This window comes from Aeromonas sp. 604176, from assembly GCF_049170755.1.
GTDB classification, from domain to species: Bacteria; Pseudomonadota; Gammaproteobacteria; order Enterobacterales; family Aeromonadaceae; genus Aeromonas; species Aeromonas veronii_A.
In genome coordinates this window covers 1-13,986 of sequence record NZ_JAAKNE010000001.1, presented here as the reverse complement: position 1 = coordinate 13,986, position 13,986 = coordinate 1, and the positions used below count along the sequence as shown (strand labels likewise).

Sequence of the window (13,986 nt, the reverse complement as noted above, 5' to 3'; positions counted from 1 at the left end):
ATTATGCAGGTGGCACGTACCGAACAACAAATCGAGATCCCGACCAGCTGGTCAGCGCTGCCTATGGGTGACTGGGTGGCGGCCGAGATCCAGGAGCGGCTCGACAGCTGGTGCCCCAACTTGTTCGGGTATCACTTGCTCAAGGTCGGAGCCCTGAGCGCCGAGCTCTCCTGCAAATGTTCATCCATTCGTCATCAGGTGGGTGTCGCGCCTGAGGGACGACTGCTGGACATCTATGGCGATCCCCTCGAGCTGCCGGTGCGAACCGGCAGCGTCGATGCCTGTCTGCTGGCTCACTGCCTCGATTTCTCCGCCGATCCCCATCAGGTATTGCGTGAAGCCGAAAGGGTGCTGACCGATGATGGCTGGCTCATCATCAGTGGTTACAATCCGGTGAGTCTGGTGGGAGTTGGCCACTGTATCCCTTTTTTACGGCGCAAGTTGCCCTGGTCTGCTCGGATGTTTACCCCTGGGCGGGTGACGGACTGGCTGCATCTATTGGGGTGTGAAGTGATGTTTGACGAGCGTTTCGGTTACTCGTTTATGGGTAAACAGAGCTGGCACAGCTGGTGGCGGGAGAGTATCGGGCGGGATTATTGCAGGGCATTTGCGTCGGTATACGTGATTGCGGCCCGTAAACGGCGCTTTCCATTGATCCCGGTGCGGCGGCGCTGGCAACTGCCAAAGTCCCTCGCCACACCGGGAATGGCCCGTCAGGGCTGGTAGCCGGTATCTTCGGCCAGATCCTTGCCACAGGCGGCATCTCTGGCCAGCTCGTCGCACCGTTCGTTCTCCGGATGGCCGGAGTGACCCTTCACCCAGAGCCACTCAATCTGGTGGCGACCCACTTCCGCATCCAGCTCCTTCCAGAGATCGACGTTCTTGACCGGTTGCCGGTTGGCGGTCATCCACCCTTTCTTCTTCCAGCCGATGATCCACTGGGTGATCCCCTGGCGGACATACTGGCTGTCGGTGGTGAGGCGTACCTTGCACGGTTCGTTGAGGGTGCGCAGCCCCATGATGGCGGCCATCAGCTCCATCCGGTTATTGGTGGTCAACTTGAATCCGGCGGAAATCTCTTTGCGGTGCTTGCCGTAGACCATGACGGCCCCGTAACCACCCGGGCCCGGATTGCCGAGGCAGGAGCCGTCGGTATAGACATCAATCTGTTTTAACATGAGCAATCAATCTGTTTTAACATGAGGCTTGGGGTAAACTAGCGAGTAAGTAAAGCCGAAGTTTGACATAGATTGGATCATGAACACACCCCAACTGAATCGCCAGATCATTCTGGATACCGAAACCACAGGTATGAATACGGCGGGCGGCCCTGTCTATCTGGGGCACCGCATTATCGAAATCGGCTGTGTGGAGGTGATCAACCGCAAGCTGACCGGTAACCACTATCACGTCTATATCAAGCCTGATCGTCTGGTCGACCCGGAAGCGATCCAGGTGCACGGTATCACCGACGAGTTTCTGCGTGACAAACCGTCGTTCAGCCAGATTGCCGACGAATTCCTTGAGTTCATCCGCGGCGCCGAACTGATCGCCCACAACGCGCCGTTTGACGTGAGCTTCATGGACTATGAGTTCAGCAAGCTCGGACTCAACTTCAAGACGGCGGATATCTGCACCATCACAGATACCCTGGCGATGGCGCGGGATCTCTTCCCCGGCAAGCGCAACAACCTGGATGTGCTGTGCGATCGTTACGGTATCGACAACTCCCACCGTACCCTGCACGGGGCTTTGCTCGATGCGGAGATCCTGGCGGACGTCTACCTGCTGATGACCGGCGGCCAGACCAAACTCAATCTGGCTACCGAGAGCAACGAAAACGAGAGCAATCAGGACACCAGCATTCGCCGGTTGGAGAGCAACCGACCCGCCCTCAAGGTGGTGCGTGCCAGTGCCGAGGTTCAGGCCCTGCACGAAGCGAGACTGGATCTGGTACAGAAGAAGGGAGGAAGTTGTTTGTGGCGGCAATGAGCAAGTGGTGTGCAGGTCTGCTGTTGTTGCTCTCGCTGGGGGCGACGGCGACCGAGGTATTTGCCCCTTCCGATATTCCGCTGCTTGATAACCGCTTTCGCATCGATTACGGCGTGAAGGAGATCACCTTCATTATCAAGCGCAAGCCGGGCACCCCGTCCGTGATCCTGGTTCGCCCCGATGGCAGCAAGCTTTACGTGGGCAAGGTCAAACCCGCAGATGTGGGTTGGCTGGCGCTGCCGGAGCATGATCTCATTACCCTGCGCAATCCCATGCCGGGCCCCTGGCAGGCGATTGGCGAGGTGGATCCCGACAACCGGGTGCGCATTCTCTCCGATATCCGGCTCGATATCGCCGCCCTGCCGATGCAGCTCTATCAGGGGGAGGTGGTCAAGCTCAAGGCGTGGTTGCTGATCAATGGTCAGCCGCCGAAAGATAAATACTATCTCTCTGATCTTGGCATGACCGTCAAGCTGCAATCGTTCAGCGATGCCGATAAGAAAGAGGTCGTGCTGGATCAAGTACTTGGCCACTATCGCGATGATGGCAAGGGGCTGGACGAAGTGCCGGGTGACGGCATCATGACGGCGGAAGTGACACTACAGGATATTCCCGCCGGCAAATACCGCGCCATGTTCAGCACAGGTAATCAGGTGTTTGTCCGAGCCCGCTATCAGGATGTGCTGCTCTATCCTTATCCGTTCAGCTATAACCTGACACCCCCTTCGGAAGAGCTGGGCGCCAAATTGTCGCTGCTGATCGATCGTGATGAACTGGATCCGGCCTCTGTCGCGATCAAGGGGAGTGTCACCAGCAATGTGGGTGGCCTCTACGAGTTTAGCGAGACGGCCAGTGAGCCCAAGCTTGATATCGATCTCTCTGCCATCAAGGAGGTCGGTCAGCATGAGGTGAAAGCGACCCTTTATGGCACCACTCGTCTGGGGCGCGAGCTGAAGATCGAGTTGCCGGTGAAAACCTTCAATATCTTTCCGCCCCCTCCGCCCCCTCCGCCTCCCGCAGAGGTGGCATCAGCAGCCGCTCAGGCCTCCAGCGCCGAGTCTACCGAAGAGCAGCCTGAAGAGGGAATGGGGTGGCTACTTTGGGTTCTGGTTGGGGGTGGGGTACTACTGGTGTTGCTGGGAGGCGCAGGTTTTGTGGTGATGCAAAAACGGCGTGCTTTTAAACGTGCGCTAGCAGCAGCTCAGGCTGAAAATCAACAAAACGGCCAACCGGCAGCCAAGCTGGATCTCAATTTGCCAGAGCAGTAGCCCAGACTCGGGAAAAACGATACACCAGAGAGAAGAAACCGCCCTCGATAAGCAGGGCGGTTTTTTAGCTCGAACCCTTAGGATAAGGGATTGGCAGCAATCAGTGATCGCCGATATAGACATCCTTGTTCTGCTCGCGGATTTCGAGGAACTTGTCCAGATTGGCCATCATCAGCTCGACCAGCTGGGGGTCGAAATGCTGCCCCTTCTCCTCTTCAATCAGGGCCAGCACCTTGTCCAGCGGCCACGCTTTCTTGTAGCAGCGATCCGAACCCAAGGCATCGAACACATCGGCCAGTGCCACGATCCGTCCTTCCAGTGGGATATCGGCCCCCTTCAAACCGCGGGGATAACCGCTGCCATTCCACTTCTCATGGTGATTGCCTGCTATGGTGGCGCCAATCTGGAACAACGCCAGATCGCTGCCGGAGAGCATATCCTGACCGAGTTGGGCATGAGTTTTCATGATCTCCCACTCTTCCGGGGTCAGCTTGCCCGGTTTGTGCAAAATGGCATCGGGAATACCCACCTTGCCAATGTCGTGCAGTGGTGAGGCCCGTTTAACCAGCTCGCTCTGCTCTTCGCTCATCCCCAGCAGATGGCAGAAAAGCTCGGTGTAGAGCGCGACCCGTTTGACGTGTAACCCTGACTCCTTGGAGCGAGTTTCGACCAGTTCGCCGATGCGATAGATGATCTCCCGCTGGTTGTCGGCGATCACCTCGTTGAGCCGGATATTTTCCAGCGCCACTATGATGTTTTCGGTAAACAGGGTCAGCAGGCTGGTATCGATCTGACTGAGCTGGCGAGTGGTCTCGATATGAAACAACAGGTGGTGGCGCGGGTTTTGGCAGTAGAGCACCATCTGGTTGGTGTTGTAGATATTGCAGCCCCGGGTCATGGCCTGACGCAGTATCTCGGGTGCCTCTGTCAACCGCACCGGGGGATGACCTGGCAGCAGGGGCTCCAGCAGTTGATCCTTCACTTCGTAGGCATATTGTTTTACATCGTAAATCTGGGTCTCTCCCAGATGGAGCAGGGCGCTCAGCTGCTCTTGGGCGCCTTCGACAAACTGACGCAGGGCCCGTTTCTCAAAGATCCCCTTGGAGGCTTCGATGACTTTTTCCAGCCCTTGCCGGTTGCTTTCCAGGGTGCGGATATCCCGATAGGAGCGCAGGCTGGCACGCAGCAGGGTGCGCAGCTTCTGGGAGGTGAGCTCGGTTTTATCCTTGTAGTCGTTGATGTCGTAGTTGGTCACCACGTCATCTTCCGGCGCTTGGCCGGGTTGGCCGGTACGCAGCACGATTCGTACCATCTTGTTTTGCAGCTCTTCACGGACATATTTGACGACATCAAGACCGGCGTGATCGACCTCCATCACCACGTCCAGCAGCAGCAGTGCAACATCCGGGGTGGTGGCCAGCAATTTTTTTGCCTCTGCTGCCGAATAGGCATGCAGAAACTCGATGGGACGATTGTCAAACTCGAATTTGTTTAAAGTGATCTTGGTGATGCGATGCACTTCCGGTTCATCGTCAACAATCATCACCCTCCAGCCTGCTTGCTGCGCGTCGGGGAGGGAGAGCTCGTCATCATCAATAATCAGGATCTGGTCATCCATCATACAATCCTGTTTGGCATCCTGTGCTTACATTAACTGCTTCACTAAGGATAGGAAACTTATTGAGAAATAAAATTTGATCTCGAAAAACTATGGTCGAAATAGGCAAATGGAACCCTGCGTGACAGTGTTGTTGTCCGGCTGCTTTCTTCGTCCAATCATGGGACTAGCGTGCATAAGCCCGTTTCTCTGTTCGGGGGCTGATGGTAGTGATTAGTGATGTTTGAGCCGGGTAGACGAGAAATAATCGCATTTGATAGTGATTCCCATTTGTGTGTAGCATAGGCAACACACTCAACGAGGAGCCTCATTGTGTCCCCATCTCTGCCTCCCAATCGTCCCCGTCTGCTGACTGTCAAAGCCATTACCCAGATCACCCCCCATTTGCGTCGTATCACCTTTGGTGGCAGCGAACTGGCTGACTATCCCTTCACCTGCGGTGGGGCCCATATCAAGGTGATGCTGGCCCAGCCCCATCAGGTAGAGCCGGTGCTGCCTGCAATGACCCCGAGCGGCCCGCGCTGGAGTGACCCGGCTGACAAGCCGGTGATCCGCACCTACACCATCCGCGCGTTTCGCCGTGATGAGCAGGAAATTGATATCGACTTCGTGCTGCACGGTGACGGTGGCCCCGCCAGCGCCTTTGCTACCCATGCCAAGCCGGGAGAGAAGGTGATCCTCTCCGGGCCGGGTGGTCCCAACCCCATGCTGCAACCGGCCGATCACTACTGCCTGGTAGGGGATCTCACCGCCTTGCCCGCCATCATGGCGATGTGTGAGGTGATGCCTGCAGATGCCAGAGGGGAAATTGCGATTCTGGTGCCGGATCAGGCCGATGCTCAGCCGTTGACGCTACCGGTCGGGGTAAGCTGTCACTGGTTTGTCGGCGAGCCCGAGTCTAGCGGCCTGCTGGAGCATGTGATTGCTCTGCCGCTGGTGCGTGATGGCGGCTTCTTCTGGCTGGGTGGGGAAGAGGCGCTGGTGCTGCCGCTGCGCCGCCATTTTCGTTCCGTGCTCGAGGTGGATCGTCAGTCGCTCTACGCCGTGCCGTACTGGCGCCGGGGCAAGAGTGAAGAGGCCTATCACCAGACCCGTCACGATGTGATGGATAATTAAGCGGATGCGAAAGAATACCTGATTCACTCTTGCAAATAAAAATGATTTGCATTTAGTATTTCGCCGTCCCGATGTCAGTCGGTATGGCGCTTTTGTTTTTGATGGCTGCGAGTGGCAAAGCACAAAGCAGGGCCTGCCGTAATGCACTGATGTTCGGGGTGATGGGGCATGGACGACTGTTCATGCCAATGAACTCCATCACTTTGCACCGGGTCTGGCGAGGTCAGACAGGGATGTCGGTGGTGTTGGCCCTGGTTGTTTTATGTGGAGTGTTGATGATGCGTACATCATCCCGACGATTTGCAGTGCATCCTCTGGTGTTGTCCCTTTTTGCCCTGCCAGTTCTGGCCCAAGGGACTGCACCTGTCACCGCTCATGAAACCATGGTGGTGACTGCGAGTAAAACCCGGCACAGCGAGCTGACCGCCCCGGCCAGCGTCTCTGTGGTGACTCGGGCCGAGCTCGACAAACTCAATGTCAATGACCTCACCGGCGCTCTGAAACAGTTGCCGGGGGTCAATATCAGCCCTGCTACCAGCTACGGCCGCAGCGAGATCAAGTTGCGCGGGCTGGAGGGGGATTACACCCTGTTGCTGGTCAATGGCCGGCGTATCAGCTCCCGCGATGCTCTTACCTCCGGTTATGGCAATGATTTCGATCTCTCCGCTATCCCCATGGCGGCCATCGAGCGTATCGAAGTGATCCGTGGCCCTATCTCCTCCCTCTACGGTGCCGATGCGCTGGGTGGGGTGGTCAATGTCATCTTGCGCCAACCCGGGGAGAAGACCGAAGCGGCGGCCACCTATACCTTCAGCGACCCCACCGACGGTCACGGCGGGGATATCAACAAGGCGAGCGCCTATGTGGGCGGGACGCTGATCGACAACAAGCTGCTGGCCAACCTGGTGGTGGAAGGGAACCACAGGGACGCCTGGCTGAGCGAGCAGAGCATCAACCCCAAGGCCGATGCCATCGAGCAGCGTGAAAAGCTGGGGATCCTCTCCAACGTCAAATGGTTGATCGATGATCGTCAGGATCTGGATGTAGGGATGAACTACGCCAAAGACGATCGCGAGGCCCACTGGAACAACTACGGCCAGACGCCGCGCAATATCCAGCAGATGGAGCGACTGGGGCTCAATGCCACTCACGTCGGCCGTTGGGAGCAGTTCGACAGCCGGGTCGGCTATGCGTTCGAGCAGGTTGACCTGTTTGACGACTCCGAGCTGATGACGGCGCTGAGCAAGAGCAGCGGCGATGTGAGCCAGACCAACCACACCTTCGATGGGCAGGTGAGCGGTAATCTGGGCAGCCACCTGCTGACGAGTGGTGCCGAGTACCGCATCACCGAACTCAAGCATAACGTCAACCTCAAGGGGGACGATGTCAGCGTCAATCAGAGCGCGCTCTATCTGCAGGATGAGTTTGGCTTTGGCGATCTGGCGTTGACCCTGAGTGGCCGGGTCGATCACCACGAGACCTATGGCACCGAGTTCAGCCCCCGCGGTTATGCCCTCTACAGCCTGACGGACAACTGGGTGGTCAAGGGCGGCATTGGCAAGGCGTTCAAGGCGCCGACCATTGCCCAGTCCAACCCGGATTATGCCGTAGCCGCCTGTCGCGGTCGCTGCGCTGTGGTGGGCAACCCGGATCTGAAGCCGGAAACCGCCGTCAGCTACGAGCTGGGCACCGCCTATGATGGGTCGTTCTGGGGCGCCGGGGTTACCGCCTTCCACAACGATATCAAGGACAAGATCCAGAGCGAGGCATGGACCTCCACCTGGCGTCCGGCGGTGATGACCTATCAGAACGTCAGCAAGGCCCGCATCAAGGGGGTGGAGCTGAGCGGCTGGTTTGATATCACCGATGCCCTGACCCTCTCCAGCAACGTCACCCTGATCGACGGGGAGGACAAGACCAGCGGCAAGGATCTCTATCGGACGCCGGAGCATACCGTCAACGCCAAGCTGGAGTGGCAGGTCATCGAGAGCCTGAGTACCCAGCTCGGCTGGAACTACACCGGCAGCCAGATCCTGCCGGTTCCGCGCATGAGCGGCACCACCTATGAGACCACCGCCGGATTCCACACCCTGGATATCGGGGCAGTCTGGAACGCCACTCGGGCACTGGATCTGAAGTTCGGGCTCAACAACCTGACCAATACCAAGCGTGACTGGGTTGCCACCGAGGCCGATCAGATCCTCGACGGGCGCACTGTCTATGCCGGTGTGGCCTACAAGCTGTAATGGCTGAGCGGGAGCCCGCACTGGCGGGCTTCCGTTGTTGCCACGGTATCACCTCGGATGACGGCTTTTGTGTCAACAAGATGGCATTGCAATCATAAGGAGTTAAAGGGTGTTTAGAGACCAGACCTCGCTGTTCTGGCTGGGATTGTTCCTCCTGTTCGTACTGCTTTCTCTTTCGCTCGCCACCGGTGCGGGTGTCTATGGTGCTCGCGAGGTGCTCGGCTACCTGATGGGGGATGCCCGCTGGGCTGGCGACCAGAAGCTCGCCATGGTGCTCAATACCTTGCGACTGCCGCGCACCCTCTGTGCCATGGTGGTCGGCGCCTCTTTATCTCTGGCTGCCTCCTTGTTGCAGAGCGCGACCCGCAATCCGCTGGCGGAGCCCGGCCTGCTCGGCGTCAACGCCGGGGCCGTCTTTGCGCTGGTGGTGGGGCTCACCTGGTTCGGGGTGGAGTCCGCCTACGGCTATCTGCTCTGGGCCGGACTCGGTGCGCTGCTCGGCAACGTGATTGTGCTGGGGCTTGGCATGATGATTGGCCGCTCCAACCCGCTGAAGCTCATTCTGGTCGGGGTGGCGCTCTCCGCCACCTTCGGCGGTCTCTCCAGCTTTCTGCTGCTCTCCAACAAGATGGTGCTGGAACAGTACCGCTTCTGGAACCTCGGCTCCCTGTCGGCGGCCAATCTCGATGCCATCATTGCCGTGCTGCCCTTCGTGTTGGCGGCGTTTGTCATCACCCTGCTGCTCTGTCGCCAGCTAACCCTGATGCAGATGGGGGACAGTCAGGCCCAGGCGCTGGGGATCCGCCCCAACCGGGTGCGGATTGGCGTGCTGCTGGCCGCCACCCTGTTTACCGCCAGTGCCATCGCCATCGCCGGCCCTATCGGCTTTGTCGGCTTTCTGGCCGCCTACTGTGGCCGATTGGTGGAGCCGGTGAAGCTGTCGGTGCAGGTCTGTTTCTCCGCCCTGTTCGGCATGCTGTTTCTGCTGTTGGCAGACATTCTGGCGCGCTGGCTGATCCAGCCGTTCGAGCTGCCCAACGGGGTTATTCTGGCCCTGATTGGCGCACCTGTGCTGATCGCCATTGTTCATCGCGGGGGCTTTCGTACCCTGCTGACCGTCAAGTGAGGGGTTGATGCGTACACCTACCGATATGCTCTGCCTGCGGGCCGGCAACCGCTCTTTGCTGCTCCATCTGCCAAGCTGGCGCGGGCTGGCTCTGCTGGCCGTGGCGTTGCTGGCCCTGGCTCTGCTGGCCCTGAGCGTTGGCGGCGGCAAGCTCGGCTTTGCCGGGGTGGTCAACACCCTGATGGGGGAGGGGACGCGGCTTGAGCAGCTCACCCTGTTCAAGATCCGGCTGCCGCGCATCCTTGGGGTGGTGGTGGCGGGGGCCGCAATGGGGCTCTCAGGCTGTCTGGTGCAGACGCTGGTGCGCAACCGGCTGGCCACACCCGACATGGTGGGGGTCAACAACGGCGCCTCTCTGGCCATCATCATCTTCTCCCTCTATCTGACCGTGGGCAGCTGGCCCTGGTGGGCGGCCCCCATCGGCGCCATCTTCGCGGCGCTGGTGCTCTATGCCCTCTGCCGCAAACCGGGTGAGCAGGGCTATCTGTTCGTGGTGATCGGTATCGGCCTCTCCGAGCTGTTCGAGGCGCTCGGCCAGTTCGTGATGTCCACTCAGGCCCTGCTGCACCTGAGCTCCCTCTATTTGTGGAATATGGGCAGCTTTATCGCCGTGGGTTACAGCACCATCACCCCCATCGCCATCCTGTTGCTGCTGCTCTGCCCGTGGATCGTCTATCTCTCCCGCTCGCTGGCGGTGCTGCGCTTTGGCCCCGAGATGGCCAGAGGGCTTGGCGTCAACGGCGATCGGGTGCAATTGGGCATTCTGGCCCAGGCCATTCTGGTGGCGGCGCTCGGCACCGCCATCGGCGGCCCCGTGGTCTTTATCGCCATGGCAGCCCCCATTCTTGCCTCCTGGCTGGTAAAAGACCGGGTGGTGCCGCTCTGGCTGGCGGCACTCAGCGGCGCCCTGCTGCTGCTTGCCAGTGATACCCTGGTTCGGGGGCTGGCCAGCCCCCACGAGGTGGCGACCGGTATCATGACCCGCATTCTCGGTGGCCTGTTGCTGCTGTTTCTTCTCGTTAACGATCGCCAGAGGGCTGACTGATGACGCTCACCGTAAATCGCCTCCACTTCGCCTATCAGCAGACTCCCATCCTGCGGGACATCTCCTTCAGCGTGCCGAGGGGCAAGCTGGTGGGGATCGTCGGCCCCAACGGCTGCGGCAAATCGACCCTGCTCAAGCTGCTATCTGGCCAGATGAAAGCCCAACGCGGCGAGATCCTGCTCAAAGGCAAGCCGCTTGCCAGCTACCCCATGAAGGGGCTGGCGCGGGAGCTCGCCTATCTGCCCCAGCGGCCCACCCTGCCTGCCGGCATTCTGGTGGAGCAGCTGGTGCAGTATGGCCGTCACCCTCATCAGGGCTGGTTCAATCAGTGGGGTGAGGAGGATGCCCGCATGGTGCGTATTGCCTGCGAGCGAATGCAGCTTGAGGGGATCTGGCAGCAGAGCGCTGCGTCCCTCTCCGGCGGGCAGGCACAGCGGGCGTGGCTGGCGATGATCCTGGCGCAGGACAGCGACATGGTGCTGCTCGACGAGCCCACCAGCGCCCTCGATATCGGTCACCAGACCGAGGTGATGGAGGCGATCCATCGCATCACCGCCGAGGGCAAAACCGTGCTGCTGGTGATCCACGATCTGGCGATGGCGGCCCGCTACTGTGACGAGCTGATCGCCATCGGCGAGGGGACCATTGCCGCCATGGGCCCGGCCCGGGAGGTGGTGACCAAGTCCTTGATCGACCGGCTCTACCAGACCAGCGTCGACATTCTGCATGCCCCCGGCGACGGGGCGCCCATTATCGTGCCCCGTCGCCACGAACATGGCCGTGCCCTGCGTTCGGCGAGTTGAGTCATATGGGCCTGCTCTGTGGGCCCACCGAGTGTATTCACGCGGCCGATTATCCGGGCCGTGTAACGAGAAGGAGTGAAATGATGAAGCGTTTTGCCGCCCTGGCAGCAGCCATCCTGATGCTGGCCGCGCCGCAGGTTCAGGCGCAGGAGATGCGTGAAGTGACCGATGCGTTTGGCCAGAAGGTGCAGGTGCCAGCCCAGCCAATGCGGGTGGTGGTGCTGAGCGAGCTCGAACTCGACAGCACCCTGACCCTGGGGCTGACCCCCATCGGCGCCGTCAATGGCCGTGGTCAACCCACCTTGCCCCGCTATTTGCTGAACGAGGCGGGCATGGGTATCCAGGTGATCGGCGATCTCGACAGCCCCAATCTGGAGTCGCTGATTGCGCTGGAGCCCGACCTTATCCTGACCGGCCAGACCCGTCCCGAGCTGCTGACCTTGCTGGGGGAGATCGCGCCGACCGTGGTGACCAGCAAGTGGGGTGAACCGTGGCAGGATAGCTTTCGCCGCACCGCTCACACCCTCAACCGCGACCAGCAAGGGGATACTTTCTTGCTGCAGTATGCCGAGCGGTTGACTCAGGCCCGCAGCAAGCTGGCCAAGCATCAGGGGGAGAGCATCAGCATAGTGCGCTGGAACCCCAAGGGGCCGAGCTTTATGTATCAGGGCACCTTTGCCAGCAGCGTAGTGGAGTCGATGGGGCTGGTACGCCCAAGCAAGCAGCAGGGGACTGGCGCACCCCACTCACCGGCGCTCAGTCTGGAGTCCCTCAACCTGCTGGATGCTGACTGGCTGGTGGTCGGCACTCTGAGCGCCAGCGGTGATGCGGTGGATGCCATGCGACAGGCGGAGCAGACCCCGGCGTTCCAGCAACTGCCGGTGATCAAGGCCAAGCGCTTTGGCGCCGTTGACGGGTCGCTCTGGACCTCCAGCGGCGGCCCGCAGGCGGCCCTTAAGGTGATCGAGGATGTGGAGCAGTTGCTGGCAACCCGCAGCTGAACGAGCGCGTTATCTGAGGGATGAAATCTGTGCGAATGAACCACAGATAGAGTATCTATCAGTGGTTCATTAATGTGGATGTTAATTTCTTTTATTGGCTCATTCGCAAAAGAGTGCTTTCGTTTATTGATTAATGTGTGAATTGCTGCACGTTCTGGGTACGAGCCTCGCGGTATGGCTTTTGTCGCCCCCGTTTTTCCGTATGGTATGAGCGTTTATTGGGTCAAGGGTTAATTGCTGCTTGTTCCCGTTAAGTGCTTGCTACCAAAGAGGAATCTAAATGAACGAGAGTCGACGTAGAGTCACCCTGGGGCTGTTGAGTACCCCCCTGGTCGCCACCCTCACCGGCTGCAACAGCAGCAATGACAGCCAGGGGAGTGCGGCGGATTTTCGCACCACCCTGACCGACCGGCTGAGCGCCGAGCTGCACGACGAGCAGACGGCCCGCCAGCTGGCCCCCTTCATCGAGGAGGCCTGCTTCAACATGACCCCGTCCCGGGTCGCCATCGACCAGGCCCACTGCGTCATCGCCTTTGCCTTCGGCAACCGCCCCAACGCCTCGGGCAACCCGGATGAACTGGCCGAGCCCGGCCCCATGAACGAGGCGCTGGCCGCCTGCTGCGCTGCTCTCTATCGGCAAAAGCCGGTGCCCATGTACGTGCAGTGGGAGATCGCCCGCTTCCTCGACTCGGCCCGCTATCCCGACATCCCGGCCCGGGATGTCATCTCCATCGAGCCTTACTGGGATGATGAGGGCAAGCTGGTCTACCTCAGCACGGACGGGGTGGTGGAGGCCATCGTCAGGGATTATGCAGGGGGAGAGGCCGCCGCCCTCGGCACGGCGGCCGTCATCGGTCACCGCGACCACGTCAAACGCTGCATCATCACCTGCCGTACCCGCAAGGTGGCGAGCCATGCCCCGGAGGGGATCGAACTGCCCGTCTGGTATGACGAGCAATCCGATCAACCCTGGACCCGTCGCCGCGACCTCTATGTATTGCAGGACATGTCTGTTCAGTTGCTCGGGATAGCTCAGGCGAATATCGCTCAGGCTTATCCGAACGGCTGAGGACGCCGCTCGGCGGATAGTGCAGTAGCGAATAGTGCAGTAGCGGATGGTGCAGTAGATAGCGCAGTAAAAGAAAACGGCGGGATGATCCCGCCGTCTTTTATTGAAATGACTCTGCTTACTGTTTCTGGATGGCGGTCACGGTGAGCTTGCCGGCCGGGTTCTCGGCGTGAAAGCGCACAGCATCCCCCACCTTCAGATCCTGGAGCAGGGCCGGATCGGCCACCCGAAAGACCATGGTCATCGCCGGCATCTTGAGGTTGTCGATCGCCTCGTGCTTGATACCAACCTTGCCGTTGGCCGCGTCGATGCGGCTGATGACCCCCTGGGTCATCGCCATCTCGTTCATGCCTTCCATCTGGCTCATCTGGCCCATGTCGTGGCCGGCATGGTTCATCATCTCCTCGGCCTGCAGGCCGGTGTGGGTGGCAAGGCCAAGCAGCAGGGTCAGGGTCAGCGTCTTGTAGTTCATGGTGTTTCCTCGTCGTTGATTCAGATTCTTGGTTGTCAAAAAGGGTGCTGTCACCGGGTTAGCCGGCGGGGTGGTGCTCGGTCGTGCTCAGGTGCCGGCTGCGCCACAGGTAGTAGGCGGCGGGCAGCACCAAGAGGGTCAGCACCAGTGCGCTCACCATGCCGCCGATCATGGGGGCGGCGATGCGCTGCATCACCTCTGAGCCGGTGCCGTGGCTCCACATGATGGGC

The 13,986-nt window shown here is 59.8% G+C and carries 14 protein-coding genes; 10 read left to right on the top strand and 4 right to left on the bottom strand.

The genetic code is table 11. From position 1 onward, the window contains the following. The first annotated feature begins 3 nt into the window (after positions 1–3). Positions 4–726, top strand: a complete 723-nt coding sequence (locus tag G5358_RS00070) for a methyltransferase domain-containing protein (protein ID WP_421323351.1) — start codon at positions 4–6, stop codon at positions 724–726. Here G5358_RS00070 and rnhA read toward each other — a convergent pair. Continuing rightward, complete coding sequence (gene rnhA, locus G5358_RS00065; protein WP_005337815.1) at positions 714–1,178, bottom strand: ribonuclease HI; 465 nt, start codon at positions 1,176–1,178, stop codon at positions 714–716. The genes G5358_RS00070 and rnhA overlap by 13 nt on opposite strands. A gap of 79 nt (positions 1,179–1,257) precedes the next feature. Between rnhA and dnaQ the strand changes: the two genes are divergently transcribed. Both dnaQ and G5358_RS00055 read left to right on the top strand, forming a co-directional pair. Then, on the top strand, positions 1,258–1,992 hold the full coding sequence (gene dnaQ / locus G5358_RS00060; RefSeq protein ID WP_047439188.1) for a DNA polymerase III subunit epsilon: 735 nt from the start codon (positions 1,258–1,260) through the stop codon (positions 1,990–1,992). Continuing rightward, entirely contained in the window at positions 1,989–3,260 is a 1,272-nt protein-coding gene (locus G5358_RS00055; RefSeq protein WP_421323350.1) for a TIGR03503 family protein, read from the top strand. Before dnaQ ends, G5358_RS00055 begins: the two co-directional genes overlap by 4 nt. A gap of 100 nt (positions 3,261–3,360) precedes the next feature. Here G5358_RS00055 and G5358_RS00050 read toward each other — a convergent pair whose 3' ends face one another. Next, positions 3,361–4,878, bottom strand: coding sequence for an HD domain-containing phosphohydrolase (locus G5358_RS00050; RefSeq protein WP_216954328.1), 1,518 nt, complete (start codon positions 4,876–4,878; stop codon positions 3,361–3,363). Positions 4,879–5,190: 312 nt separating this feature from the next. Here G5358_RS00050 and G5358_RS00045 point away from each other — a divergent pair, with 312 nt between their 5' ends. The 7 genes from G5358_RS00045 to G5358_RS00015 all read left to right on the top strand — a co-directional run bounded on the left by G5358_RS00045 (position 5,191) and on the right by G5358_RS00015 (position 13,284). Next, on the top strand, positions 5,191–5,994 hold the full coding sequence (locus G5358_RS00045; RefSeq protein WP_421323349.1) for a siderophore-interacting protein: 804 nt from the start codon (positions 5,191–5,193) through the stop codon (positions 5,992–5,994). Between the two features lie 278 nt (positions 5,995–6,272). Further along, positions 6,273–8,240 (top strand): TonB-dependent receptor domain-containing protein, encoded by a 1,968-nt coding sequence (locus G5358_RS00040; RefSeq protein ID WP_421323377.1) that lies wholly within the window; start codon positions 6,273–6,275, stop codon positions 8,238–8,240. A gap of 109 nt (positions 8,241–8,349) precedes the next feature. Then, positions 8,350–9,366, top strand: a complete 1,017-nt coding sequence (locus G5358_RS00035; protein WP_421221399.1) for a FecCD family ABC transporter permease — start codon at positions 8,350–8,352, stop codon at positions 9,364–9,366. 7 nt (positions 9,367–9,373) lie between these two features. Beyond that, positions 9,374–10,411: a FecCD family ABC transporter permease gene (locus tag G5358_RS00030; RefSeq protein WP_100645521.1), complete on the top strand. Its 1,038-nt coding sequence runs from the start codon at positions 9,374–9,376 to the stop codon at positions 10,409–10,411. Continuing rightward, positions 10,411–11,214, top strand: coding sequence for an ABC transporter ATP-binding protein (locus G5358_RS00025; RefSeq protein WP_100645522.1), 804 nt, complete (start codon positions 10,411–10,413; stop codon positions 11,212–11,214). Before G5358_RS00030 ends, G5358_RS00025 begins: the two co-directional genes overlap by 1 nt. Positions 11,215–11,297: 83 nt before the next feature. Beyond that, positions 11,298–12,215 (top strand): ABC transporter substrate-binding protein, encoded by a 918-nt coding sequence (locus tag G5358_RS00020; protein WP_421323376.1) that lies wholly within the window; start codon positions 11,298–11,300, stop codon positions 12,213–12,215. A gap of 280 nt (positions 12,216–12,495) precedes the next feature. Then, the gene (locus G5358_RS00015) at positions 12,496–13,284 is read left to right on the top strand and encodes a hypothetical protein (RefSeq protein WP_421323348.1); all 789 of its coding nucleotides are present in this window, start codon (positions 12,496–12,498) and stop codon (positions 13,282–13,284) included. 118 nt (positions 13,285–13,402) lie between these two features. On the opposite strand, the gene G5358_RS00010 is transcribed toward G5358_RS00015, so the two are convergent. Further along, complete coding sequence (locus G5358_RS00010) at positions 13,403–13,756, bottom strand: copper-binding protein (protein ID WP_045527612.1); 354 nt, start codon at positions 13,754–13,756, stop codon at positions 13,403–13,405. Positions 13,757–13,814: 58 nt separating this feature from the next. Next, positions 13,815–13,986, bottom strand: a 172-nt coding sequence (locus tag G5358_RS00005) for an efflux RND transporter permease subunit (protein WP_421323375.1), incomplete at its 5' end; no start/stop codon positions are given.

What these genes read in the sequence shown, in the direction of transcription:
- G5358_RS00010 (WP_045527612.1), bottom strand. Translation starts at nt 13,756, where the DNA reads ATGAACTACAAGACGCTGACCCTGACCCTGCTGCTTGGCCTTGCCACC.
- G5358_RS00040 (WP_421323377.1), top strand. Translation starts at nt 6,273, where the DNA reads ATGCGTACATCATCCCGACGATTTGCAGTGCATCCTCTGGTGTTGTCC.
- G5358_RS00020 (WP_421323376.1), top strand. Translation starts at nt 11,298, where the DNA reads ATGAAGCGTTTTGCCGCCCTGGCAGCAGCCATCCTGATGCTGGCCGCG.
- G5358_RS00030 (WP_100645521.1), top strand. Translation starts at nt 9,374, where the DNA reads ATGCGTACACCTACCGATATGCTCTGCCTGCGGGCCGGCAACCGCTCT.
- G5358_RS00025 (WP_100645522.1), top strand. Translation starts at nt 10,411, where the DNA reads ATGACGCTCACCGTAAATCGCCTCCACTTCGCCTATCAGCAGACTCCC.
- dnaQ (WP_047439188.1), top strand. Translation starts at nt 1,258, where the DNA reads ATGAACACACCCCAACTGAATCGCCAGATCATTCTGGATACCGAAACC.
- G5358_RS00070 (WP_421323351.1), top strand. Translation starts at nt 4, where the DNA reads ATGCAGGTGGCACGTACCGAACAACAAATCGAGATCCCGACCAGCTGG.
- G5358_RS00015 (WP_421323348.1), top strand. Translation starts at nt 12,496, where the DNA reads ATGAACGAGAGTCGACGTAGAGTCACCCTGGGGCTGTTGAGTACCCCC.
- G5358_RS00050 (WP_216954328.1), bottom strand. Translation starts at nt 4,878, where the DNA reads ATGGATGACCAGATCCTGATTATTGATGATGACGAGCTCTCCCTCCCC.
- G5358_RS00055 (WP_421323350.1), top strand. Translation starts at nt 1,989, where the DNA reads ATGAGCAAGTGGTGTGCAGGTCTGCTGTTGTTGCTCTCGCTGGGGGCG.
- rnhA (WP_005337815.1), bottom strand. Translation starts at nt 1,178, where the DNA reads ATGTTAAAACAGATTGATGTCTATACCGACGGCTCCTGCCTCGGCAAT.